15 protein-coding genes are annotated in these 25,598 nt (G+C 50.1%); 10 read left to right on the forward strand and 5 right to left on the reverse strand.

Translation table 11 applies throughout. The features are described 5' to 3' along the window. The first annotated feature begins 11 nt into the window (after positions 1-11). Positions 12-3,830, forward strand: coding sequence for a phosphoribosylformylglycinamidine synthase subunit PurL (gene purL / locus NG795_RS03525; RefSeq protein ID WP_367287288.1), 3,819 nt, complete (start codon positions 12-14; stop codon positions 3,828-3,830). Positions 3,831-3,863: 33 nt separating this feature from the next. Beyond that, positions 3,864-5,402: an amidophosphoribosyltransferase gene (purF, locus tag NG795_RS03530; RefSeq protein ID WP_367287289.1), complete on the forward strand. Its 1,539-nt coding sequence runs from the start codon at positions 3,864-3,866 to the stop codon at positions 5,400-5,402. Between the two features lie 562 nt (positions 5,403-5,964). Here the strand turns inward: purF and NG795_RS03535 are convergent. Further along, entirely contained in the window at positions 5,965-6,999 is a 1,035-nt protein-coding gene (locus NG795_RS03535; protein ID WP_367287290.1) for a DnaJ C-terminal domain-containing protein, read from the reverse strand. 596 nt (positions 7,000-7,595) lie between these two features. Then, on the reverse strand, positions 7,596-8,888 hold the full coding sequence (locus NG795_RS03540; protein WP_367287291.1) for a glucose-1-phosphate adenylyltransferase: 1,293 nt from the start codon (positions 8,886-8,888) through the stop codon (positions 7,596-7,598). Between the two features lie 754 nt (positions 8,889-9,642). Between NG795_RS03540 and gshA the strand changes: the two genes are divergently transcribed. From gshA to NG795_RS03555, 3 genes are all read left to right on the forward strand, one after another. Further along, positions 9,643-10,794, forward strand: a complete 1,152-nt coding sequence (gene gshA / locus NG795_RS03545; RefSeq protein ID WP_367287292.1) for a glutamate--cysteine ligase — start codon at positions 9,643-9,645, stop codon at positions 10,792-10,794. A gap of 170 nt (positions 10,795-10,964) precedes the next feature. Next, positions 10,965-11,426, forward strand: a complete 462-nt coding sequence (locus tag NG795_RS03550) for a tRNA (cytidine(34)-2'-O)-methyltransferase (protein ID WP_367287293.1) — start codon at positions 10,965-10,967, stop codon at positions 11,424-11,426. 1,038 nt (positions 11,427-12,464) lie between these two features. Next, positions 12,465-15,062 carry a peptidoglycan DD-metalloendopeptidase family protein gene (locus NG795_RS03555; protein WP_367287294.1) on the forward strand — a complete coding sequence of 866 codons (2,598 nt, stop codon included), beginning with the start codon at positions 12,465-12,467 and terminating at the stop codon, positions 15,060-15,062. Positions 15,063-15,426: 364 nt separating this feature from the next. On the opposite strand, the gene NG795_RS03560 is transcribed toward NG795_RS03555, so the two are convergent. Both NG795_RS03560 and NG795_RS03565 read right to left on the reverse strand, forming a co-directional pair. Further along, positions 15,427-15,720 carry a DUF3593 domain-containing protein gene (locus tag NG795_RS03560; protein ID WP_367287295.1) on the reverse strand — a complete coding sequence of 98 codons (294 nt, stop codon included), beginning with the start codon at positions 15,718-15,720 and terminating at the stop codon, positions 15,427-15,429. 79 nt (positions 15,721-15,799) lie between these two features. After that, positions 15,800-16,162 carry a DUF2499 domain-containing protein gene (locus NG795_RS03565; RefSeq protein ID WP_367287296.1) on the reverse strand — a complete coding sequence of 121 codons (363 nt, stop codon included), beginning with the start codon at positions 16,160-16,162 and terminating at the stop codon, positions 15,800-15,802. A gap of 171 nt (positions 16,163-16,333) precedes the next feature. Here NG795_RS03565 and csaB point away from each other — a divergent pair, with 171 nt between their 5' ends. The 5 genes from csaB (at position 16,334) to NG795_RS03590 (ending at position 22,287) form a co-directional block, all read left to right on the forward strand. Next, positions 16,334-17,398, forward strand: a complete 1,065-nt coding sequence (gene csaB, locus NG795_RS03570; protein ID WP_367287297.1) for a polysaccharide pyruvyl transferase CsaB — start codon at positions 16,334-16,336, stop codon at positions 17,396-17,398. A gap of 247 nt (positions 17,399-17,645) precedes the next feature. Beyond that, entirely contained in the window at positions 17,646-18,296 is a 651-nt protein-coding gene (gene trmB, locus NG795_RS03575) for a tRNA (guanosine(46)-N7)-methyltransferase TrmB (protein ID WP_367287298.1), read from the forward strand. 91 nt (positions 18,297-18,387) lie between these two features. After that, a complete protein-coding gene (locus tag NG795_RS03580; RefSeq protein ID WP_367287299.1) occupies positions 18,388-19,809 on the forward strand; it encodes an NCS2 family permease in 1,422 nt (473 codons plus the stop codon). A gap of 414 nt (positions 19,810-20,223) precedes the next feature. After that, positions 20,224-21,099 (forward strand): DUF2382 domain-containing protein, encoded by an 876-nt coding sequence (locus NG795_RS03585; protein WP_367287300.1) that lies wholly within the window; start codon positions 20,224-20,226, stop codon positions 21,097-21,099. Positions 21,100-21,354: 255 nt separating this feature from the next. Further along, on the forward strand, positions 21,355-22,287 hold the full coding sequence (locus NG795_RS03590) for a YsnF/AvaK domain-containing protein (protein WP_367287301.1): 933 nt from the start codon (positions 21,355-21,357) through the stop codon (positions 22,285-22,287). Between the two features lie 84 nt (positions 22,288-22,371). Here the strand turns inward: NG795_RS03590 and NG795_RS03595 are convergent, their stop codons facing one another. Continuing rightward, complete coding sequence (locus tag NG795_RS03595) at positions 22,372-25,182, reverse strand: response regulator (protein ID WP_367287302.1); 2,811 nt, start codon at positions 25,180-25,182, stop codon at positions 22,372-22,374. Positions 25,183-25,598 lie beyond the last annotated feature (416 nt).

Here is a 25,598-nt window from a genome sequence, read left to right on the forward strand (position 1 = left end):
CGCCCTAATCCATGTCTGCAATCTCAAACGCCCCCTTTTCTCCGGAAGAAATCGCTGCCGAAAGTCTGAAACCGGCAGAATATGAAGAAATCGTCAAACGCCTAGGACGTCATCCCAATAAAGCAGAATTGGGAATGTTTGGCGTGATGTGGTCCGAACACTGTTGTTATAAGAACTCCCGTCCCCTGCTGAAACAGTTTCCCACCACCGGCGATCGCATCCTAGTCGGTCCTGGAGAAAATGCCGGGGTGATAGACTGCGGAGACGGTTTGCGCCTCGCCTTCAAAATCGAATCCCATAACCACCCCTCGGCGATCGAACCCTTCCAAGGTGCAGCCACCGGCGTTGGCGGTATCCTCCGAGATATCTTTACAATGGGTGCACGCCCGATCGCCCTTCTCAACTCCCTCCGCTTCGGAAATATCGAAGACCCCCGCACTCGCCGCATCTTCACCGGCGTTGTAGAAGGGATCAGCCATTACGGAAACTGCTTGATCAAGAGCGAAACCCTAATCTGGCGGGATAAAAATGGCGTTCATTTCGATACCATCGGCAACTTTGTCGAATCCCATTTACCCCCAAATCAAACCACCGCAGAACTTGATCCCAGCGCTGGCATTGAAACCCTCTCTCTGGAACCTAATACCCAGCAGAGTTGCTGGCAACCCGTTCGCCGCGTCTTCAAACGATGCGCCACCAACTTAATTACCATCCGCACAGCATTGGGTCGGACCCTAACCATGACCCCGGATCATCCGATGTGCATTTTAGAAGAGGGAATCTGGCAGACTCGCAATGCCGACAGCTTAAAGCAGGGGGATCTTCTTCCCATCCTGATCAATATGCCCTCCCCCCAGACAGAATCCACTGGGGAAGTTCCCGCCTTGGATCTGCTGGATGCCTTAGACGATCGCTACCTCGGAAATCAAGACGTTTACGTTGCTCTCCCTCCAAAGTGGCAGATTTCCACCGAAATCCGTGATGCCTTGTGTTCCATCGAACCTTCCCCCGTTAATCGGCATCGATACCTCAGCAAAGGCATATTACCCCTGCCCTATTTTCTCAAATTAGAACCCCTCCTCGACGTATCGCGCAGTAGCATCCGCCTCTATCGGCGCAGCGGCAAAGCTAACTACATGAATGCCATCATTCAGCCGGATGAAACATTTGCACGCTTACTCGGCTACTACCTCTCGGAAGGCTGCGTTTCTGAAAATGGCAAGACCTATAAAATAATTTTCACCTTTGGTCTCCATGAAAGCGAATATGTTCATGATGTCATGGATGGACTCAAAACCCTCGGACTGCGCCCCTGCGTCGAAACCCGGGAGTCTACGATCGCCGTTTATGCCACATCCTGGCTATTAGGTTATCTCTTAAAAGAAGTATGGCAATGTGGCAGTGACGCCAGTCATAAAGCCTTACCCGATTTTATCTTCCAATGGCCTCGTTCTTTACAGCGTGAGGCACTCAAAGGCTTGTTACGCGGCGATGGTTCTTTAACCACCAAAACTCATGGCAATCATGCCAAAATTAGCTTTGCCACGACCAGCCATAAACTGTTTGAGCAAGTAACTTTGCTGATGCAGAGCTTCGGCGCTATTCCGCTAATCTATCAGCAACCCGCCAAAGAAACCAATATTCAAGGCCGCATCTATCAGCGTAAAGCCTTATGGCAAATGGAAGTTTGCAATGTCTACGGACTCACCGCATTAGCTGATGTTTTTGGAGAAGAACGCAACGCCGAATTAGCTACAGCGTTGGAACGTTATAACGGGACAAAATATTCATTCCCCCGTTATTCCATCTCCAATGAACTCGCATTTGTCCAAATTAAGAGCATTGAAACGAATGCGGTTGAAGAATGCGATGTCTACGATATTGAAGTGGACAACACTCATCTGTTTGTGACCACCTCCGGCATTGTCACCCATAACTGTGTTGGGGTGCCCACAGTTGGGGGCGAAGTGTACTTCGATCGCGCCTATACCGGCAATCCCCTCGTCAATGTCATGGCATTAGGGATTATGGAAACCCCGGAAATTGTCAAATCCGGTGCTTCCGGTGTCGGTAATCCCGTCCTCTATGTCGGTTCTACCACCGGCAGAGATGGCATGGGAGGGGCAAGTTTCGCCAGTGCAGAACTCACCGATAAATCCGCAGACGATCGCCCTGCCGTCCAAGTCGGTGACCCCTTCCTAGAAAAATCCCTCATCGAAGCCTGTTTAGAAGCCTTCAACACGGGCGCAGTGGTTGCCGCGCAGGATATGGGTGCTGCGGGAATTACTTGTTCCACCTCAGAAATGGCAGCGAAAGGTAATCTCGGCATTGAACTGGATTTAGACTTAATTCCCGTCCGAGAAACCGGCATGGTTCCCTACGAGTTCCTCCTCTCCGAATCCCAGGAACGGATGCTGTTTGTGGCACACAAGGGACGGGAACAAGAACTGATTGAGATTTTCCATCGTTGGGGACTGCAAGCAGTAATTGCCGGGACGGTGATTGCTGAACCGATTGTGCGGATTCTCCATCAAGGAGGAGTTGCCGCAGAAATCCCCTGTCGCGCTTTAGCGGAAGATACCCCCATTTACGATCGCCAGTTAATGGCAGAACCTCCAGAATATGCCCAAAAAGCATGGCAATGGACTCCCGCTACCCTTCCCCCTTGCACCGCAGAAGGCATCGAAATCCAAGGCAAGTCCCAGACTTGGACTGAGATTTTACTGCAATTGTTAGATACTCCCACCATTGCCTCAAAGCGGTGGGTATATCGGCAATACGATCATCAGGTGCAGAATAATACCGTCTTGTTGCCTGGAGGGGGAGATGCAGCAGTCGTTCGGTTACGTCCCCAAGAACCCCTCTCCTCCACTCCTGCAACTCATCGCGGGGTTGCCGCTACCGTCGATTGCAATTCCCGGTATGTGTATCTGGACCCCTACGAAGGGGCAAAGGCAGTGGTGGCAGAAGCTGCCCGCAATTTAAGCTGTGTCGGTGCCGAACCCATTGCGGTGACGGATAATCTCAATTTCGGCAGTCCCGAAAAACCTGTCGGCTATTGGCAGTTAGCATCCGCTTGTAAAGGCATTTCTGAAGCTTGTACCGAGTTTTCTACTCCCGTAACTGGGGGGAATGTCTCTCTGTACAATGAAACCCTCGATGCCAAGGGAGAACCGACGCCGATTTATCCCACCCCAGTGATTGGCATGGTGGGGTTGATTCCCGATATTAGCCAAGTTTGTGGACAAGGGTGGCGCAATCCCGGGGATGTGATTTATCTATTAGGATTACCTATTGCTGCGATTACCCCGAATGTTTCTTTAGGCGGTTCGGAATATTTAGCCGCTATTCACGAGATAGTTGCTGGTAAACCGCCCGTGGTGGATTATCAGGTGGAACGACAAGTCCAAGCCACCTGTCGGGAAGGGATTCGCCAAGGGTGGATACAATCAGCCCACGATTCAGCGGAAGGGGGCTTAGTGGTGGCTTTGGCTGAATCCTGTATTGGCGGGAATTTAGGGGCGAAAATTACCCTGAATGTTGATGCAGCAGGCGTCTCGCGCTGGGATGAAATTTTATTTGCCGAAGGCGGTGCTCGAATTGTAGTCTCCGTGTCTCTAGAACAGGTGGAAAACTGGGAATCTTATTTACAACAGCACTTGGCAGGAAATTGGCAGAAAATTGGGGAAGTATCGGAAATCCAGACAGGTTTAATCGTTAATTCCGATGTTAACCTTCCCTTAATTGACGTTAGTATGGCAGATATGCGCGATCGCTGGTCCAATGCCATCGAACGTCGCCTATCTGCATCCCCAAACCTTCCCGGTTGATCTACTACCCCAAACAGGAGCGAAGCCGTAAGCATGATCCCCAATCATCCCTTGTCCTCTGACGAGCATTATCCTGCATCCGCAGAGTCTTTGAGCGAACCCACTGAGGTTAACCCTGCTGTGTCCAACCGCCCGGATAAACCGGAAGAAGCCTGTGGCGTGTTTGGAGTTTATGCTCCCGGTGAAGATGTGGCAAAAATGACCTATTTTGGCCTTTATGCCCTTCAGCATCGGGGTCAAGAATCCGCTGGAATTGCGACGTTTGATAGTAATGCCCAAGTTCATTTGCATAAAGGCATGGGGCTAGTCTCTCAAGTCTTTAATGAGACGATTCTGGGGGAATTACCCGGACATTTGGCGGTGGGACATACCCGGTATTCGACGACGGGAACCAGTCGGGTGGTAAATGCTCAACCGGCGATCGTCCAGACTCGGTTAGGTCCTTTGGCCTTAGCACATAATGGTAATCTTGTCAATACGGCAAGTCTGGGTCAAGAGTTGATCGACCAAAAGTGCAACCTGATCACGACAACGGATTCTGAAATGATTGCTTGGGCGATCGGGTTGGAAGTGGACAAGGGTAAAGATTGGTTAGATGCTGCTATCAGTGCCTTTCATCGCTGTAAGGGAGCCTATAGCTTGGCGATCGCCACCCCCACAGGCATCATGGGAGCCCGGGACCCCAACGGCATTCGTCCCCTGGTGATTGGTACCTTAGAGGGTACTCCTACCCGCTATGTTCTGGCATCGGAAACCTGTGGATTAGACATCATTGGTGCAGAATACCTGCGCGATGTAGAACCCGGAGAGTTAGTCTGGATTGGGGAAGAAGGATTAGCCTCTTTCCATTGGAGTCAAGAATCCCAGCGCAAACTTTGTATCTTTGAGATGATATACTTTGCGCGACCCGATAGCATCATGTGCAATGAATCCTTGTATAGCTATCGCCTGCAACTGGGACGACAACTGGCGAAAGAATCTCCCGCTGATGTGGATATCGTCATCGGCGTTCCCGACTCCGGCATTCCGGCGGCGATCGGTTTTTCCCAGACATCGGGCATTCCCTACGCTGAGGGACTGATTAAAAACCGTTATGTTGGGCGCACCTTCATCCAACCCACTCAACACATGAGGGAGTCCGGGATTAAGATGAAGCTCAACCCCCTCAAAGATGTCCTCGTCGGCAAAAAAGTCTTAATGGTGGATGATTCCATCGTGCGGGGTACTACCAGCCGCAAAATCGTCAAAGCCTTGCGGGATGCCGGTGCAACGGAAGTGCACATGAGGATTTCCTCCCCACCTGTGACGCATCCCTGCTTCTATGGCATTGATACCGACAGTCAGGATCAACTGATTGCCGCGACAAAATCCGTAGCAGAGATTGAAGCACAAATCGAAGTAGACTCCCTCGCTTATTTGAGTTGGGAAGGAATGCTGATTGCTACGGGAGAAGACCCCAGTCGTTTCTGTTCCGCCTGTTTCACGGGAGATTATCCGATTCAAATCCCTGATCCGGTGAAACGTTCTAAGCTGATTATGGAGAAGGCTCTTTCTTCTACCCCCGCAGGCTAAAGCCTGGGGCTATACGGACGAAGCCCGTGGTTCGACCCTTCGACGGACTCAGGGCTCACCAGAGCCCTGCGCGGGCTAAGAATTGTTCCCCCGTTTGTAGTAACGACTTCAGTCGTTTCCCCGTCCCCCGTTTGTAGTAACGACTTCAGTCGTTTCCGGCGTGACTTGGCCCCAGCCAAGTCACGCCCTGTTGCAAGTAGACTTAAGCAACATCAGGCCGCCAATCGTTTAAACGTTGGGGGCCTGTAGTGGCGCTTCGCGAAGCGCCACTACGGCGGGGGTTCAAACCCCCGCCTAATAGCTAAAGTCGGTTGAAACCGACTAGAAGTCTTATCCGGTGGTTTTTTTAGCCGTCTTAAGACAAATGCCAGCTATTATCAGCGGGTTCTAACCCCTATAGGTGTTGCAACGGGTGTAAGATGTCGGGTGAACCCGACTGAAAGTCTTAGGGGATGGTGTTTTTAGTCGGTTTTAACCGACTTTAGCTATTAGGCCGCCAATCGATTTATCCCCCGCCGGTTGTTGCTGTTGCAACCTTTACCTCCTTTTCTCAGGCAGTCATTTACAATTGGACCGACTGTAAATGACTGCGGGGGTTGTAGTGACGGGCATTGCGAATCTTTTCGTAGAGGTCCTTTTCTGTGGAATTAAGGTCCTTGGGAGGGGCGATCGCAATTCTGACCAACTGATCCGTGCGATCGCCCTTAGCCGTTTTCCATCCTTTACCTTTGAGTCGCAAAGTTTGTCCCGACCGAATTCCTGCCGGAACATTCATTTTCACCGTCCCATCCGGAGTAGGAATCTCAATAGTTGCTCCCAACACCGCCTCATCCGGGGCCACGGGGACCTCGCAAACGAGATTATCGCCCTCAAACTGGAAAAATGAGTGAGGTTGGATTTCCACCTTCAGGTACAAATCCCCCCGTTGTTGGTTGTGGGAATTGACCAGACCCTTGCCACGGACTCGAATCCGGGTCCCCGGTTTGGCCCCTGCGGGAATCCGGACCTCGATCGCCTCCGTCCCCAAATTTAAGCGCTTTTGGGTCCCCTGAAACGCCTCAGAAAAGGTCAAAGTAATACTACTTTCCCGGTCCGCAGAGGTCCCACCAGCAGGGGTGCGATCGCCTCCAAACCCCGACGCAAAATCCTCAAACCCGCCAAACCCACTGGTAGAAGTCGAACGAGCATTGCGATAATTATAATTGCCTCCTCCCGGACGAGCGCGACCCGCCCCAGGTCCCCCGGCGCGACCGAGCAACGCATTTATAAAATCATCAAAGCTGGAGAATTGGCTAAAATCGAACCCGCCAAAATCCACATTCCCACCACCGGGGGGCCATCCCGCCCCTGCGGCACCATCCGCTTGTCGCCAATATTGTCCGAACTGGTCGTATTTTTTGCGCTTGTCTGTATCACCGAGCACTTCATACGCTTCCGAAACTTCCTTAAACTTAGCCTCAGCCTGAGCATTTCCCGGATTCATATCCGGATGATATTTGCGAGCAAGTTTACGAAAAGCCTTCTTAATTTCATCAACACTTGCGGTTTTACTGACTCCTAGAATTGCATAGTAGTCCTTGAAGTCGGTCGCAGCCATTAAAATTCCTCCTATACCGATTAAAGATTTAGTCTATAGTTTTTTTTCGGGAAACAGCCGAGGCGATCGGTGCTCCTAATCTAGGGTATCTAAATTTAAGCACCCCTTCAGTTCGGTTCTTACTCTGGGGTCCTAACGCAATTTCCGTACTGTCTTCCCTATCACGCCTTCAGACGTTATCCCTCTTAGTTCGTAGTAACGCCTTCAGGCGTTCCCCCTCATAAGTTCAACGTCACGACTTTAGTCGTTCTTAATGTTTAATATCTCAACTGGGGTCTTTTTTCCCCTAGACACAGGATTTGCTTTAGACCCCTAGCGCATCGGTACATTACCGGCGTCCTAGTGGTGCCGGTTGTTGTTATGATTAGCCCGGAAACGCCTGAAGGCGTTACTACGAACGAAGAAAGATAACGCCTGAAGGCGTTACTACGAACGAAGAGAGATAACGCCTGAAGTCGTGACGTTGAACTTAAGAGAAGATAACGACTGAAGGCGTGACGTTGAACTTTTTAAAAGATAACTTGTTTGACTTGAGCAGGAATCGTGGGTTATTAGGCCCTTCCTGCTCAAATCAAACAAGGGAGAATTCAACCCCTTTAAATCACGGTTCCATCCGTAATGATGGCATTTTTCAAAACCACCACAATTCCATTGCGGATATAGAACCCATCACTTTCGCGATTGGCCTCTTCCACATGGTCTTTATTGATAATTTGTACGTTGCGACCGATGCGAGCATTTTTATCAACGATCGCGCGACGAATTGTCGTATCCGAGCCAATTCCCAAGGGAACCCCACCTTTTTGTAAACCGGATTGGCGTTCGGCAAAGGGTTCGTAGAAGTCAGAACCCATAATCAGGCTATCTTGAATTAAACAGCCCGCTTCAATGCGTGATCGCACCCCTAAAACCGAATGTTCAATCCGACATTCCTTCAGAATACAGCCTTCCCCAATAATAGATTCTGTGACATGAGAATCTAATAACTTAGTCGGCGGTAAATACCGGGGACGAGTGTAAATTGGCGCTTTTTCATCATAGAAGCTAAACGGTGGGTGAGGTTGCTTCGTTAAGGCCAAATTAGCATCATAGAACGATTCCATCGTTCCGATATCTTCCCAGTACCCTTTAAACAAGTACGCCTGAACGTTATACTCGCTTGAGCAAGCGGGAATAATTTCCTTCCCAAAATCCGTGCGATCGGGAGCTTCCCGCAGGAGCGTCGCCATTACATCTTTATTAAAGACATAAATCCCCATTGAGGCAATGTAAGGCGTTTTTTGAGCTTCTTCTGGGGTTAAACCCAACGTTGTTGTATCTACCGCCATTTGGCGCAAAGCATCTCCTTTTGGCTTTTCGCTAAAGGAAACCACCCGGCCATTGTCGTCTATTTTCATCAGACCAAAATCTGAAGCCCGTTTCTCATCAATCGGTAATACCGAGAGAGTAATATCGGCATTAGTTTCGCGATGGCGTTGCAAAAACTCGCGATAGTCCATCCGATAAAGATGGTCCCCGGACAAAATCAAATATTGATCAATATCCCATTCTTCAAACAGCCATAGATATTTGCGAACCGCATCAGCAGTACCCTGGAACCAACTGGTCGGATTTTCCGCTGTTTGCTGGGCCGCGAGGACCTCTACAAATCCCTCGCTAAAGCCAGAGAAATTGTAGGCACGAGCAAGGTGGCGGTTTAAAGAAGCCGAGTTGAATTGAGTTAGAACGTAGATTTTGAGAATGTCAGAGTTAATACAATTACTCACGGGAATATCGATCAGGCGATATTTCCCGGCCAGTGGCACGGCTGGTTTGGCCCGCATCTTGGTTAATGGGTAGAGACGGGTGCCAGCGCCTCCTCCAAGAATAATGGCTAAGACTTTTTTCACGAAAAACCTCTCAACAGCGTCACGCGGTCAGCCGTGAGCACTCAGCCGGTCGCCTCCGAGTCGTTCGCCTTGAATAGCTCGGCCAGTCTTAACAGAAAGCGGAGCTCTCAAAAGCAAAACCCGGGGACTCGGTACTTGCACGCAGGTGCAAGCATAGCCGATCGCTGATGGCTGACGGCTGCTCTTTTACAAGTTAAGTGTCTGATTGTGTGGAACCATTGACAAGGGGGGGAGGGGGTGAGTTTGCCAGGAAATCCCGAGTGCCACGGCAAAACCAGAGAGAGCAATCGGTCTCCAAACCCTTGCCGACGCTGGTTTTAACCTTCGAGAATCAGGCTTTCCCTCGGCGAAAAACCGTCTGGGAGAGAAAACATCAGCCGATGGAGAGATTTGCAATCCACCTTCAAGCCATCATAAGTACAAATCAGGCACAGGGATGGGAGCATGGGAATTTGGGTCAAACAGAACCCCCCTCCCCTGACCTAAACCGGAGTCGGTATGGGATTAAAAAGGGGATAACCCTTAACGGGCAAGTTTTTCAGGTTTCGGAGTTTAAGAACTCTCCCCCACAAACCGGAAAGGGACCAAAGATAGCTTCTTCGGTCCCCTTTCCCGCACCTGTTCTCTCATAATGGAAGAAAGGGCAGCTCAATTCAAATTCCGCTCTCATCATGGGAGAGGGATTCTGAATGAGGATTACACCCTTTCTGTATTCACCCCATTTCACGCATAACTATTGAGCGGAGGATAAATCATGCTGCTATCGAAAGGCTTTGAGGTGGAAATTTATACCGGCACGCCCCAGGGAGATATTGTCGGACTCTCGGATAAAATTGTGGAGGCTCTCCCGCGCTTTATGCGGGAGCCCGATAACCGGAATGTGGAATATACGACTCCGCCCCTGTTTCGGTATGAGCAGTTGTTATGTGAATTGGTGCGCCCTCGGCAGGTCCTGCGGCAGTATCTCCAGACGGTGGGGAATTACACGTTAATTCCGGGTAGTAGCCTCTCTTTGGGTAGGACCGACCAGTTTTATCGTTCTGACCCTCATAACCCCTATCACGGGTTTATCGAGAACACTTATGGCACGAAAGTGGTAACGGCGAGTGTTCACATTAATGTAGGAATCGACAATCCGGATTTGCTGATGCGCGCTTGTCGGTTGATTCACCTGGAGGCCCCGTTGTATTTGGCTTTGAGTGCGGCCTCGCCGTTCCTGGATGGGGAAGTAACGGGCTATCACTCCACCCGGTGGCATCTGTTCCCGCAAGTCCCGGCAACGGCCCCGTTGTTTGAAAATCACGCTCATTTTATTCGGTGGACGGAGCAACAGTTAGAGACTGGGGTGTTTCAAAATGTCCGGCATTTCTGGAGTTCGGTCCGTCCCAATGGCGATCGCCGTCCTTACACCCTCAATCGCCTGGAATTGCGAATCTGTGAATTAGTCTCTGACCCGATCGCCTTACTTGCTATTTCCGCGTTCCTAGAGGCCCGTCTGTGGCAGTTGATTGAAAATCCCCACCTCGACCCCCTAGAACTGAGCTTGTTACCGGCACAAACTCGCGCTGATGACCTAATTGCCCTGACCGATGCCAATGAATCTGCTGTGGCTCACCGCAGTTTAGACGCGCAATTGCGCCACTGGCAAGATGGGAGAACGATTTTGGCCCGAGATTGGATTGAGGAACTCTATGAAGAAGTCTTGCCGACGGCGAAGAGACATGGATTTAGCTGTTTTCTCTCTCCCCTGAAAAAAATTCTGCGGTTCGGGAATGAAGCGCAACGGTGGTTAAAGTCGGTGGATCAGGGGCTGGACCCTCGCCAAGTGATTCAAGGGGCGATCGCCTCCATGAGCGACCAAGAGGCGGAATTGGAAGATAAAATCTGTCAGCCTTGGGTTGCCTGATCAACTCCTTGGAGTCAATCAGAATATCTAATCAATGGGGTTCAAGGTCGGATGATTAAAAATTTCTATCATTGAACCCGGTTTCTGGTTAAATAATAGCCGGATAGCCTCGGATCGGGAACCCCGATCGCCTTGGATACCGAGTTGGATAGAGAAACGGTACGCGCTCCATGCCTCAAGTTGTTTTAGTTCATCCCCAAATTCCTCCCAATACGGGCAATATTGCCCGCACCTGTGCGGCGACGGGGACGCCGCTGCATTTAGTCGGTCCCTTGGGGTTTGAGACGAGCGATCGCTATCTCAAACGGGCGGGACTGGATTATTGGCCCTATGTCGATGTTCACTTCCATGAGGATTTAGCGGCGTTTCGGGCGTTTCACCGCCAGGGTGGAGGTCGTCAACTGGGGTTTAGCGCCCGAGGGGCGGATAATTACATTGAGTTTGAGTTTCAACCCAATGACTGGTTATTGTTTGGGTCAGAAACTACGGGGTTATCGCCAGAACTCCTGGAAGAGTGCGATCGCACCCTTTATATTCCCATGACTCATCCCAAGGTCCGCAGTCTGAATCTATCCGTCAGTGCCGCGTTAGGGCTATTTGAAGCGCTGCGCCAATTGGGTCAACTCCACTAACAAAAGACTGCCTAGACTAGGACTGCGATCGAGTATTCACTCGAACAAAGGGACAAGACACCGGGTTTCATCGCCGGGATTTGCTGCTAATTGTGACAAAATTTCTCCAGGAACCCGGTTTGTCTCCCCAGTCCTGTACCTCAAGACTGATTTTCTGTTGGAGAAGGACTGAAGAAACCGCAACGGAAACCGGGGAGAATGCCTGATCCCATCCGAGATTTAATTTCCGCAACGCATAAGAAATTCATATCGAACTCTCCACCGGGCGATCGCCGTGCCTCCATAGAATTTCATCATTCAATTTTAGGGGGCAATTCCCTCCAAACCCTTGGCAGGTGGGCTTACATCCCCAAACTCTTGGCAAGACAGAGGGGGCAGGGGGGAGAGAATTAAGACAGGGATCATTCCAGGGATACGGTTGTGTTTTAGAGTTAAATCTGCTTAAAGTCTCATCTGAAGGATTGAGGTAAAACACCTCAAATCCAAACTTGGTACATCTACTGAAATTGGGAGTCGGGTCAATTCCAGTCTGGGTCAAGTTCTGTTAAATCAGGAAACAACCCGGACGGTGGCAAGAGTTTCGGTATCTGTAAAGCGACCCGAGAGCGAGTTTTTCTCCTGATCCCCGGTTAGAATTAAGGGGCCTAAAAGGGCGCTAAACGGAGCTACAGGGTCATTCAACCAGATTCGTAGCGATTGAAACAGGGATTGCCGTCTGAATGCCTTATAATCACCAAACAGCAGCTTATTTCTGAATCAGGGGGCTTGTCTCCTCCCATTCAGGGCAGAACGGAACGCGAAAGCGAAGAAGTGAATTTAGCCTGAAAGAAGCGCTGGATAAAGGAATATAAATTGCCCGTTAACATTTTGTGAACAATACCAACTTGTCGAAAACAGAAAATCAGGGTAATCTTGCCTAAGTAACATTCTGTTGTCAGTGACTTCGGTCTCTGCTGTGATGTGATCTGCATCATAGACTAGTGGTAAATTCATTGACTCAAAAGACAGTTAAGCACTGGTCGTTAGGAGGTCGTTTTTTTGAAACGAGCATTTCCGCAGAAGGTAAAACCTGTTCCATCCTGTGCCGCCGATAGCAATCGGACGGTGGGAGAGATTAGACAGGTACTCGCTGGCCCCCGTAAGGTTCGCACCTCGGCAGCCATGATTGGACTTGCAATTTCGATGGGGGCGTCTAGCATATTGCTGCCTCAACAAGGCGAAGGTGCTGGAGCATCAGAGCCACCGATCGCCGCAGATACAACTGCGACGGATCCCGGTTCTTGGTCCACACTGGAGGCAGAAACAGCCTCAACAGAGGAGGCCGGAACCCAGATAGCAGAACAAACCCTAGAGGACTCTGCTGTAGAACCCCAAGTTCAGGAAGAAGCAACTCCCTGGACCCTCACTGAACAGGGTCCGGTACCCTCACAGGTCGCCTCTAATCCAGGCGATCGCGGCGAAGCCGAAGGAACCGGGGAAGTCAACTCAACCCTTCCATACCCACAGGAATTGGCTCGCGAAGGGAACCCTGCTGGCGCAAGTTTTAGCTGGCAAATAGCAGACGAAATCCGGCCTGAGTCCGGGATGTCCCTGGAAGAAGGGGTTCAGTCCGGTGAAAACGGTCTGTATCCAAGTCAGGCGGAGTTGTGGGGTGAGGAGTCGGTTAATTCAGTTGTGGAATCATCCTTGGGAATGTCTCAGGAGTCCGACGGCCCCGGGCCGGAAATGGCTCCTTATGGATTAGTTCCCCAGGTCGAAGGTCAAGAGTCCCAGGAAGGGACCGTTGTTGACTCCCTCTCCTTAGAGGAGAGAGCAAACGAACCCTTACTCGGGGACATAAGGCCCGAGGGGGAAGCTAGACCGTCCGAGGTCAATTCCGAACGAACTTCCCCCGGTTGGCAATCCTATTTGGAAGAAAATGCCACCGGGAACGCCTGGGAAAATTCCCAACCGGCTACAACGGAAGTGAACTCCGGTGAAACGTCTGGATTGGTCCCCTTAGTGACCCCCGAATTGGAGAACTCTCAGGAATCAGTACAGCCTGAGTTATCCAGCCTCCAGGAAGCCGAGAAGGACGATCGCACGGCGTTAGACCTGGCTGAACCCGATATGAATGGGGCGATCGCGATTCCTGCCGTAGAAAGTGCAACAGCATCGCGCATCTACCAAGTCAGTTTCGGAGATACCCTGGATGCGATCGCACTGCGTAATGGCGTCTCCGCAGAAAAAATCGTTGAAGCTAATAACCTCAACGATCCAGACTTACTCGAAGTCAATCAGACGATTAAAATTCCGTTGAGTCCAACGGAACCGGGACTTAACCCCATCGCGGGGGACCTTAGTTCCCTCACCCGCGCTCAAGCAAGGGGTCTGTCTGCATCAGAAAAAAGTGATGTCGTTGCTTTACCTAAACCAATCACAACGGACACCACCTTTTCACTGGCTGCCCCAAGTAAACCATCAGAAGCGATCGCCTCGATTCCGGAAACCGCCGTTTCAGTGATGGCTCGATCTCCAGAAAGCTCATCAGACTCGATGACTCGCGATCGCTCAGTCAGCGAAGAGATGCTCCCGGGGACCACAACCCCAGCCCTAGTTGCTCAAGCGGCTCCCTCCGTGGAAACAGAAGCCGATGAAAGTGACCATATTGATGGGTTAAGGGCTGACATTCTCAAACTGCGGCAAAAGTATCGGGAACAAGAAGCCCTCGGTCAACACTCCCAAATTGAGGCAGTAGAGACCACTTCTCAACCGGAAAACGAGACTTCTATCGCCGAAAACTCTTTGAGAGTCCAACCGCAACTTTCCGCTCAAGCGGATGACAGCAGCGCGTTCTCTGAGTCCCTACAGGCTCATGCGATCGAACCCGAGCTGCTCGAAAACCGTTACGTGGATAGTTTACGAGTGGAAATCGAAAAACTTCGCGAAAAATACAAAACTGAAAACCTCAGTTTAGAAGCGACAGGGGAATCCGTCCCAGCGACCCTCCCCAATACCCAGGCCGTTCGGACCACTTCCACTGCCCCTTCTGGGCCATCAGAACGAATCAATCCCCAGTTCAACCCTAAGCCGAACGAAACCTTAGAAAACGCCCCCAGAGCACAGGAACGCCAAAGAGAACAGCTCGTCGCCGTAGCGCCGGTGGGATCTGAAACATACGCACCCCTGATGCAGCCTGCTGTGGGACAGATAGTCTCTCCAGAGTTACCCCCGTTAAAAACTCCGGATACCTACCTACCCGACAGTCCGCCTACCTTTAATGGCTATATTTGGCCTGCTCATGGCGTGTTTACTTCTGGTTATGGCTGGCGCTGGGGTCGGATGCACCGAGGTATCGATATCGCCGGACCCACCGGCACCCCGATTTATGCCGCCGCCACTGGTGTAGTTATCACTGCGGGGTGGAACTCCGGTGGTTATGGAAATCTGGTTGAGATCGAGCATCCTGATGGCAGTGTTACCCTCTACGCCCACAATCACCGGATTATGGTGCAAGAAGGACAGCAAGTCGAACAAGGTCAACAAGTTGCTGAAATGGGAAGCACCGGCTTCAGCACTGGACCCCACCTGCACTTTGAAATCCATACCGCTGGACAAGGTGCAGTCAATCCAATGGCACTGCTGCCACCCGAATAAATCACCCATTTATTCTTCTCGGGGGGTTTTCGGAATCAGATCCGACTTCCCCCTCTTGATTTAGCCCGTATGATTGCGGGCTTTTTTATTGGAAGATGGGGGAGATGGGGAGGATGGGGAGGATGTTCGTAGTAACGACTTCAGTCGTTGCTCTCGTGTTATGGCTAATGCCATAACACGAGCAATTTCAGCGTCTACCGCCTTGCCTGCTTGGAAACTAGGAGACAGAGCCTGACATTGGGGCGTTACTTGGCTGAAGCCAAGTAACGCGGAAACGACTAAAGTCGTTACTACAAACTAAGAAAGATAACGACTAAAGTCGTTACTACGAACATGGACCCCATCCTCCCCATCTCCCCGATCTTCACCCCTCCTCACCCGATCGCCCAAGTGCTTGCCGGAATCCCAACACGATTAAAATGTTAGAGAGGGTCAAAAACACCTCCGCCCCTCCATGTAACAAATCCACATTGGCTAAGGACTGGTGATAGACTTTGAGGGCATAAATCCCCGTGGGAATGGTTACCGCAACAAAGACTAAAGTGCCGTAAAACCCAATCAATGCTAACCGGGGCATTTTCCCCGAACGAGTCATAAACCATAAAAATCCCAGATAGGGAAATAGGGAAACCGCAAACAAAGTATCTTTAGAAATCATCGGTTTATCTTAAAAAGTTGTTGATTTTATCTACAAAATTCCGAGGAGTTAGTTAACGGATTCCCCCGGGTTGATTGTATTATTTCTGAGGACCGATCGCCGGTTCCTGACTCTCCTCTATTAACGTAGAATCCTGAGATTTGTCCTGAAGTTTTGCCGATCGCCAAATCCACCAAGCAGCTAGACAGAGGGTACAGTTTCCCACTACCGTCATCGTCGCTTGTAGGGTTACCAACCAATCTAAGGAGGTGGGATTATCAAAATAGTGCCAGGTACAAGCACACATCGCCCCCACCAATGCTGGAAGCATGGCAAAGGATAATCCTCGCCAATAGCGATCGCCCGTGAATTCGCCATAGCGCCAAATCAGCCAAATGGCGGCGATCCACTCAATGACGCTGGAAATGTGAATCATCCAGGTGGGAATAGAGAGGGCGTGCATGAATTTAATCGGTAAAAAATAGACAACACAATAGGCATTAGCCCTTGTTGTGTTTTATTTTAACCCGATTGGGCAGGACTCCAACCTCTTGACAAGAGTGATGGGTTAATCCTGTTATTGAGGTAAGCGCAGAAAATTTAATCCATTGCCGAGTTTGACAGGAGGAAGATTGTGGGGCCAATTCGGGCAGTCTGTTGTGGATATTATGGAAAAGGGAATGCCGGGGATGAGGCACTATTAGCCTCGTTATTGCAGATGCTGCCGGAAGGGGTCACCCCAGTGGTGCTATCGGGTAATCCCCCCCAGACTCGCGATCGCTACCAAGTCGCTGCCTACAATCGGATGTCTGCCTTTTCTGTCTGGCAAGTGCTGCGGCAGTCGGATGTGTTTATTTGGGGGGGAGGTAGCTTGATCCAAGATGTCACCAGCGCAGTGAGCCCCTTATATTATGCCGGGTTGATGGGATTGGCGCAGGGACTGGGATTGAAAACCATCGCCTGGGGACAAGGGGTCGGTCCTTTAAAACGCCCCTTCACCCGCCAGATTGCGAAACAGACTTTTTCTCGATGCACTCGGGTGAGTGTGCGCGATCGCGGTTCTGCTGCTTTACTCGCCGAATGGCAGATTCCCTTTACAATGGCACCGGATCCGGTTTGGGCGTTAGAAGGGAAACCCGTTCCCGGGTTGTGGGATTTACCCGCCCCTCGGGTTGCGGTAAACTTGCGATCGCATCCCCTGTTAACTCCCGCCCGATTAGACACTCTCACTCGTGCCTTAATTTCCTTTCAAAAAGCCACAAATACCTGTCTGTTATTGGTCCCGTTTCAAGCGTCTCAAGATTTGGCGATCGCTCAATCCATTCAAGCTCAACTTCCCGGTCCCAATCATCTATTTATGCTCGAAGACCCCCGGGAACTCAAAGGACTGTTTCGCGGGGTAGAAATGACCATCGGAATGCGATTACATAGTTTAATTATGGCTGCTGCGGAAGGATGTCGCTGTTTTGCCATTAGTTATGATCCGAAAGTGACTCAACTCATGGCTGAATTAGAACTCCCCGGTTGGGAATTAGCTGATATCCCCGAAGACCCCAATATTATTAGTAAACTTTGGATAGAACACTATGCCAATGGTGAACCCCTTTCTGATATCTCCATTCAAGCCATTGTCGATCGCGCCTTGATTCATGAAGAACTCTTGCATACTTTCTTTGCCAATTTTTTCAGCAGTTTCTAGGGGATTTGTATCCGCTGAAATTCCCAAAAAAAGTAGAAATTGTAGGGTGGGCACTGCCCACCGTAAGGAGTAAGGTGGGCAGTGCCCACCCTACAATTTGATGGCAGATTACTCCAGATTTTTTCTATAAACTTGGGTTTTTATCCCGATTTCCCCGGTCCTGAAAAGATTGCACCACTTGGCAAACTGAACCCAAATGCGATAAAATTATACTCCCCATTGCCTAATTTTCTAGGAGGTCTTTAGATTGGTTCGAGTACGAGTCCGACAGCACGTTAATCCCCTCAGTTATGCCTATCAAACCCCGATTGTACCCCCAACGTGGTCACAAATTTATACCAATCCCGCCCAACCTTTGCATTTAGATATTGGCTGTGCTTGGGGACGGTTTTTATTACAGATGGCGGCGAAAGAACCGGATTGTAATTTTCTGGGAGTTGAAATCCGCGAGCCTTTAGTAGAAACGGCACTGGCGGAACGGGATGAACAGAAATTAAGCAATTTACACTTTATTTTTTGCAATATCAATCATGCCTTTGCTCCCTTGATTGAGAGCTTACCTCCGGGGATTTTGCACCGGGTTTCGATTCAATTTCCCGACCCTTGGTTTAAAAAGCGCCATCAAAAACGGCGAGTGGTTCAACCGGAATTAGTGGAAAATGTGGCCAAGTATCTTGTCCCGGGGGGGATGGTTTTTCTGCAATCGGATGTTCATGAGGTGGCGGTAGAAATGCGCGATCGCTTTGCAGAACATCCCGGCTTTGAACGGCAAGGGGACGCGGATTGGTTGCCGGAAAATCCGCTGCCAGTAGCAACAGAACGAGAACAGTCAACCCTAGATAAAAATGAGCCGGTTTACCGGGTTGTCTTTCTTAAAAAAGGGGAAATTCCGGGATAAAAATGGGGAAAGTATGGGGAGTTGCAGTATCGGATGGGGCGGTCCTTTAGACTGGAGGCTGATTTTCTTTTTTTGAGGGAGACTAAAGAAGATGAATCCAGACGATCGCCCCAATGCGATTCCCCCTAACCCAAATCAGAATTTCCAACTGGCGATTGCCCGATTTTTCAAATTTCGAGAAAATCACACGAACTTTCGCACGGAAATCATTGCTGGAGTGACTACGTTTATGACGATGGCTTATATTTTAGCCGTGAATCCAGCAATTTTATCCAATGGGATATTTTTAGAGAGTTCCGGGGATTTATTTGGGGAGTTAGTCATTGCCACCGCACTCTCGTCAGCGATCGCCACGTTAGTGATGGCAGTAACATCAAACTATCCCTTTGCCCTTGCGCCCGGGATGGGATTAAATGCTTTTTTTGCTTTTTCTGTTGTCATTGGTTTAGGCATTGAGTGGCGGGTTGCCCTATCTGCCATTTTTATCGAAGGGATTTTGTTTATTCTTCTCACTCTTTCCAAGGTGCGAAACCAAATTATTCAAGCGATTCCGGAATGCCTGAAACACGCAACTGCTGCGGGAATTGGATTCTTTTTAGCTTATACTGCCCTGTCTGGAGATCCGGCAACGGGAGGGGCGGGAATTATTGTAGCGAACCCGGTGACGATTACGGGGTTGGGTAATTTGCGGGAACCGGCAACGTTAGTGGCGATCGCCGGAATTGTGATTACCAGTGCAGCAGTGGCGCGTCGCATCACCGGGGCGCTGTTGTGGGGGATTCTGGCAACTGCCATCCTAGGCTGGATTTTGGGCGTTGCACCGCCTCCCCAGGGAATTGTGGCATTTCCTGCGTTTCCCGCACATTTGTTCGGACAGGCGATCGCCGGTTTGGCAGGGATTAGGGCGACCAATTTCTGGGATTTTATCGCCGTTACGTTTGTTTTTTTGTTTGTGGATTTGTTTGATACCATTGGTACTTTGGCGGGGGTGGGTATCCAGGCAGGATACATTCGGGAAAATGGAGAACTACCTCGGGCGACGGAAGCTTTGATGGCGGATGCGATCGGCACAACTGCCGGGGCGATTCTGGGAACTTCTACGGTGACGACTTATATCGAGTCGGCAGCAGGAGTGGCGGAAGGGGGTCGCACCGGGTTTACCGGGGTGACTACTGCCTTGTTATTTGTGTTATCTATCTTTTTTATTCCGTTGTTCCAATCTGTCCCGGGGTTTGCTACGGCACCGGCTTTAGTAATTGTGGGGGTGTTGATGGCGGGGAATGTGAGGCGAATTCGCTGGGATGATCCGGCAGAGTCCATTCCCTCATTTTTAACGATTTTGGTGATGCCGTTGAGCTTTTCGATCGCGGAAGGGTTAGCGGTGGGGGCGATCGCTTATCCCTTGATCAAGTCGTTTCAAGGCAAAGCCCGAGAAACCACTCTCACCCAATGGATTTTAGCCGCTATTTTTGTCTTGCGGTTTGTTTACATGGCAGTGACTCCTTCTCTGTAAAAATGCCCTTCCCCAGGAGGGGTATGGTATGTTCGTGGATTCAGAACCCGATATAAGGGTGAGCGAGAAACTCACCCTGAGTAACTCCCCTTACTTTGTGTTGATGTCCTAAGAGAGAGAAAATATTTGATAAATGTCTCTAAAAATACCTCATCGGATAGATGCAATAGAACCCGGAATTACCCTTTGTTGTACCGCTGAATCCGGGCTAATCAATGATCGCCCGGGAAAGAGGTTAAATCTTGACTTTAGCTAAGTAAATTAACTCAACAGTGGTTTTTTTATTCTTGGTTAAAATTCACTCTTAAATCGTTCAGAAGTTGAAGGAATAGATCTCCCCGGAGGTAGAGGTATCTTTGGAACAATTTTACTTAGAATAAAAGCGTAAACACGAATGCAGGATACATTTTTATCATGGCTTTAGTGAAAATTCACGATTTTTATCCCAACTATCGAGACGAAATTTTTGGCGGTACAGATATTAAAGGAATGGATATCTATGCCGGTACAACCGATGAAAAAATCGGAACGGTTCACGACATTCTATTAGATGACACGGGACGTTTCCGCTATCTGGTTGTTGATACAGGGTTCTGGATCTTCGGTAAAAAAGTGCTGCTTCCCATCGGATCAGCTCGGATTGATTATGATGCCGGACGGATTTATGCGATCGGCTTAGTGGACAAAAATCAAGCCGAACAGTTGCCCGAATATGACGAACTGCAACCGGTCGATTACGAGTATGAAGAGCGTGTGCGCGATGTCTACCGCGATCGCACTGCGGTAACCGGCGCAGCAGCAACCCCCGCAGCATCCACGGCTGCTACCCGCACTCCCGATAGCTACCACTACGATCAAGAACCTCATCTTTACGATCGCAACGATACCGACCACCGCAACATCAAACTCTATGAAGAACGTTTGATTGCTAACAAGAACCGTTACAAAGCCGGAGAAGTTACGGTTGGTAAGCGGGTAGAAACTGAAGTCGCTCGCGCTGCTGTTCCCGTAGAGAAAGAGCGGGTTGTGATTGAACGCACCAGTGCTGGCATGAGCGATGCCCAATCTGTGGCTCCCGGAACTGCGACTTTCCAAGAAGGCGAAATCGCACGCGCCGAAGTGTACGAAGAAACCGCTGACATCCATAAAGAAGCCTTTGTCCGCGAAAATGTCGAAATCCATAAGGAAGTCGAACGCGACATGGTAGAAGGTCAAGAAACCCTTCGTCGGGAAGAATTACAAGTGGATACCGAAGGTAAACCCGTGGTGGAACGACGCCCCCGCAAGTAAGAGCCGGTTTTCCCTTCTCACTACAGACGGGCATGGGTAAACATCTCGGCCCGACCCCCTAAACCGGGGAATCGGGCCGGTTTCTTATCTGAACAGACCTTGGTGGTAGGAAACCGAACCCCATCACCAGGGTTCCTCATCTAACCTGAGTCAAAAGCCAAGTATAACAAGGCTTTTGGCTCAGGTAGATTGACTAAAAATGGTTTTAAAATTTCGTCAAAATTTTTCAAATAACACTAAAGGAACAGTCACGCTATGAATGATCAAGTAAGAGGGAGAGGGGATAACCTGGGGTATGCTCAAAGTGAGGGCGAACTGACCGATCGATTGGATAACCTAAAAAGTCAACTCCTCAATTTTACAGTTCGCGATTCCGAAGGGCAACCCCTGGGCCAAGTCATGGATTTAACCGTAGAATCGGAGAACCAACTCAACTTAATTGTATCTCTGGTAGACGATCGCCCCGGTCGGTTGGTGAAAGTGAGTAGCGATTTGATTGAAAAAATAGAATATGCTACGAATACCGTTTTTGTCTTACTCACGAGACAACACTTTGCCGCCCTCCCGGAATATCAAACCCCGGTCTACAATGGCGAAATTGACCCCTCAGAATTACCCGGAGAGTGGGTAGAGTCTGTTCCCTCTCCCGGGAGTCCAGGGACGATCGCCATTGAGGCGCGATCGCATCAAATCGACTCCCAGAGTTCCTTAGCGGACTTTAAGCAGACCCGCAAAGAAGTAATTGCCAGTAACATTCCCTTACACGAAGAACGATTAGTGGTGAATCGCCAGAAGCGGAAAGTCGGTGAGGTGGTTGTCCGGAAAGAAATTGAAACCCGGATGATTGAAATCCCTGTCCGTCGGGAAAAGTTAATTGTTGAGCAAGTCAGTCCCGAATATAAAAAACTCACCGAAATTATTTTAAGTGAGAGCGAAGGATATCGCATGGTATCCGATGAAGCGCCCGAAGTCACTTCTACCGCGTCGGTCCTCCCACAAGGGCAAGGAATGAACCGAGTCAGCGGAGAATTTCACTCCCCGGAAATTGCTGCCCGAATTTTAGAAGAAATTTCCAAGCGACAACCGAACGGTTGTGCAAAAGTGCGGATTGAACTGGTGGTGGAAGAGGAACGGTTTCGCAATACCTATCAGTCTTGGTTTGATCGCTATTCCACGCCGCAATCTTAAATTTTGGGGAGTGACTGATACAGCTAAAGAACTGGCGGGGGGTTAAACCTCCGCCGTTTTTTTCGGCTGCCATCAGGGGCGGTATCAACTCGCTTCGGTAGAATCCGCCATTTGTTCCCCTTCATGATGATAGGCGATGATGCGATCGCGACCGGCAGTTTTGGCTTGATAGAGCGCTTGATCCGCACAGCGATACAAGGTATCCACCGTTGTCCCATCTTCGGGATACTGAGCCACCCCCCCACTAAAGGTGAGGTATAGACGCTCCTCCCCAATCACCAAAGGTTCCGCATGGAGGACTTGGAGTAACTCACTTAGGCGTTTGGCCCCGGACTCCTTGTTCATGCCATACATTCCCACCACAAATTCTTCTCCGCCCCAACGAGCGACGATATCCTCACTGCGAAAGGTGCGAAGTAAGAGCTTGCCAACTTGCCGGAGCACCGCATCTCCCATTGCATGACCGTGGAGATCGTTGACTTGCTTAAAGCGATCGAGGTCTACCATCGCCAAACACATCGGTTGTCCATGCAGGTGGCACAGGTGCAGGAACTTGTCGAATTCGGTGATGGATTTGCGCCGGTTCGCCACCCCGGTCAGGGGGTCAGTTTCGGCCATGTTTCGCAGTAAGTGAATGCGTTCAAGACGGTTGAGGAGACGGGTGACCAGTTCCGGGCCGACAATGGGTTTACTAATATAATCATCAGCACCGGCAGCAAACACTTGATGCACGATATCCGGACCTGTGTGAGCGGTCAAAAATAAGACCGGCAGACTGTTCCATCGCGGGTCATTGCGAACGACTTGACAGAGTTCAATGCCGTTGAGATGGGGTAATTCAATGTCGAGAATCAGCAGATCCGGGGATGATACTTCTAGGGTTTCCCAGAAGAGATCGGAGTCTGAGAGGGTGACCGTTTTCATGCCCCAAGGTTCGAGGAAATGTTTAACCAGGGAGAGGATTTGGGGGTCATCATCCACGACCATGATTTTAGCTTCCGTGGTCTGGACTCCCTGCAAAACCTGGAACACCGCTTCCATGATTTGAGCGGGTCTCACAGGTTTTTGTAAAAAAGCACGGCCTCCTAGTCGAGCGACTTCTAAGCGGTCTTCTACCCGACTTTGGTCTGTGACGACGAGAACGGGGAGGGGAGGGAACCCATTGGCGAGTTCCGAGAGTAAGGTGAGTCCTTCTTCTTTATTGTTGGGGTTGATGGTGAGGGTGTCTTCGGCCGATAAATCTAATAAGACGGCATCGGGACGGCGATCGGCGATCGCCGTTCTAGCGGAGGCGATCGAGTCACTGTTGACCACCTTGATTCCCCACCCTTTGACCTCCACTCCAATCTGTTGGGACAGTTCTTGGTCACTCTCAATCATCAGGAGCACGGGCAAATCATTGAGGGGACTTGCCCCCCGGCGATCGCTCTCGATGGGCGCATGGTCAATCTGCGATCGCAGGGCCTGTACTAATGCCGTGAGATCCGTCGATTGGGTGGAATTCAGGGTGGGACTGTGCAACAACTCCTCCACTTGCCGCGCAATCACGGAACCTTGAGTCAACCCAAAGGTCCCTAAAGACCCCGCCAATTTGTGCGCCTCCTGTTTGGCCTTAGCGTGCAATTCTTGCGGCAGTTCGCCATCTTCCAGGGCCCGGGTTGCCTGCTCGATCGCCGTTACTCGGTCCGCAATCCGGTCTTTGAACCGTTCCCAGACTTTGCCAATGGCCGCGACAATGGTTGGATCCTGTTTCGCCGGGGTTTGGGGGTTTGATAAGTTCAGATTCAGGAGTTTAGCGACTTCCCGAGCGAGTCCCTCCCCATCCAAGGGGTGATAGAGAAAGGAAGTAACTCGTTCTAGGGTGTCCGACTGCTGTTGTGTGGTTGAGCTATTCCGGGGTTCTTTCGGTTTTTTCCCTTTGCCTGAGGGTGCTAAGAGGTAGCTTTCTACCCCTTTTACTCCACAGTAAATCACCGGAATGGGGGGGGCGGAAGGCACTTTGTTGCTGATCTGTTTGAGCAGTTCTGCCGGGGAGGGATGGCGCAACTGTTGATCTAAAATGACCAAGGACCATTGGCGATCGCTCAGTTCCGTTCGGGTATCTTCTCCCGTATGGGTCACCCGGACCACCGCATTTCCCAGGCGCTGTTGCAACCAAAACCCCAACTCGTCCGGGAACCCCGCCATCAGGATGCGAGGCGTTTGCACCAATTTCTCCTCACTCTGGGGTTTGAGTCGATACCCCAACCCATAGACCGTTTCGATCGCATCTGCCGGAGCACCGCTGGATTTAAGTTTTTGCCGCAACCCTTTGATATGGGCGCGAATGGTATCTTCCGAGGGGGGTTCATCAAAGGACCATAAATGATCCAGAATCGCACTGCGACTATAAACCCGGGTGCTGTTTCTCATAAACAGTTCCAATAGGCGATATTCCGTCGGGGTCAAAGTGACGGGTTGGTTGTGATAGGTAACGTCACAGTTACTCGGATTAAGTTGTAAAGGTCCCCACTCTAACACCGGGGGTAAAGGCGCGGTTCCCCGGCGTAATAAGGCCCGAATTCGGGCGGTGAGTTCGGGTAAATCAAAGGGTTTGACGAGATAATCATCCGCCCCGGCATCGAGGCCTTTAACTTTATCTTCTGTGCTGTCTTTCGCCGTCAGCAATAGGATGGGCATTTGATAGCCTAAGCTGCGTAACTTCCGGCATAAACTAATTCCATCTAGTTTCGGTAGCATGACATCCAGCAACAGCAGGTCATAGTCACAGGCTTCGGCTAATTCTAAGCCTAGTAAGCCATCCGTCGCTACATCTACAACATGGTTTTGGTGTTTTAATGTAGTTACAAGTGCTTGGGCGATGGGTTCGTCATCCTCCACCAGTAAAATTCTCATAGCAGTTTATTGTAAGGGTATGAATGGGACTCATGATGAGTCAGCTAACTAATAAAGCATCTATCTATTGTTAATCTAGGGGTTCCTTCCGGCAATTTTAAGTAAAAATTTGCGTTCAATCACCCCACTTCCCAAAGAGGTCTCAGAATAAAATATCTTGACTGTTCGAGCTTCGCTCAAACGGGATCGCACCGTTAAGTTGAGAGCTTACTATTCTCCCAGACGGTTCAAGCCTGGGGCTATTCTCAAGATTTACCTGAGAGTGTCTACTCCATTCCCGTCAGTCCTCCAGAAAGATAGCCTATGCTTCAATTGTAAACTAAATTCGCATAGTTTTAGTCAATTAACGGGATAAAATCTATCTAAAGTATCAGTAGAGTTTTGACCCGCCAAAAGATGAAAGCACCAATTTCAAG

Origin of the sequence: Laspinema palackyanum D2c, from assembly GCF_025370875.1 — a bacterium.
Classification (GTDB): domain Bacteria; phylum Cyanobacteriota; class Cyanobacteriia; order Cyanobacteriales; family Laspinemataceae; genus Laspinema; species Laspinema palackyanum.

What these genes read in the sequence shown, in the direction of transcription:
- purL (WP_367287288.1), top strand. Translation starts at nt 12, where the DNA reads ATGTCTGCAATCTCAAACGCCCCCTTTTCTCCGGAAGAAATCGCTGCC.
- purF (WP_367287289.1), top strand. Translation starts at nt 3,864, where the DNA reads ATGATCCCCAATCATCCCTTGTCCTCTGACGAGCATTATCCTGCATCC.
- NG795_RS03535 (WP_367287290.1), bottom strand. Translation starts at nt 6,999, where the DNA reads ATGGCTGCGACCGACTTCAAGGACTACTATGCAATTCTAGGAGTCAGT.
- gshA (WP_367287292.1), top strand. Translation starts at nt 9,643, where the DNA reads ATGCTGCTATCGAAAGGCTTTGAGGTGGAAATTTATACCGGCACGCCC.
- NG795_RS03550 (WP_367287293.1), top strand. Translation starts at nt 10,965, where the DNA reads ATGCCTCAAGTTGTTTTAGTTCATCCCCAAATTCCTCCCAATACGGGC.
- NG795_RS03560 (WP_367287295.1), bottom strand. Translation starts at nt 15,720, where the DNA reads ATGATTTCTAAAGATACTTTGTTTGCGGTTTCCCTATTTCCCTATCTG.
- NG795_RS03565 (WP_367287296.1), bottom strand. Translation starts at nt 16,162, where the DNA reads ATGCACGCCCTCTCTATTCCCACCTGGATGATTCACATTTCCAGCGTC.
- NG795_RS03580 (WP_367287299.1), top strand. Translation starts at nt 18,388, where the DNA reads ATGAATCCAGACGATCGCCCCAATGCGATTCCCCCTAACCCAAATCAG.
- NG795_RS03585 (WP_367287300.1), top strand. Translation starts at nt 20,224, where the DNA reads ATGGCTTTAGTGAAAATTCACGATTTTTATCCCAACTATCGAGACGAA.
- NG795_RS03590 (WP_367287301.1), top strand. Translation starts at nt 21,355, where the DNA reads ATGAATGATCAAGTAAGAGGGAGAGGGGATAACCTGGGGTATGCTCAA.
- NG795_RS03595 (WP_367287302.1), bottom strand. Translation starts at nt 25,182, where the DNA reads ATGAGAATTTTACTGGTGGAGGATGACGAACCCATCGCCCAAGCACTT.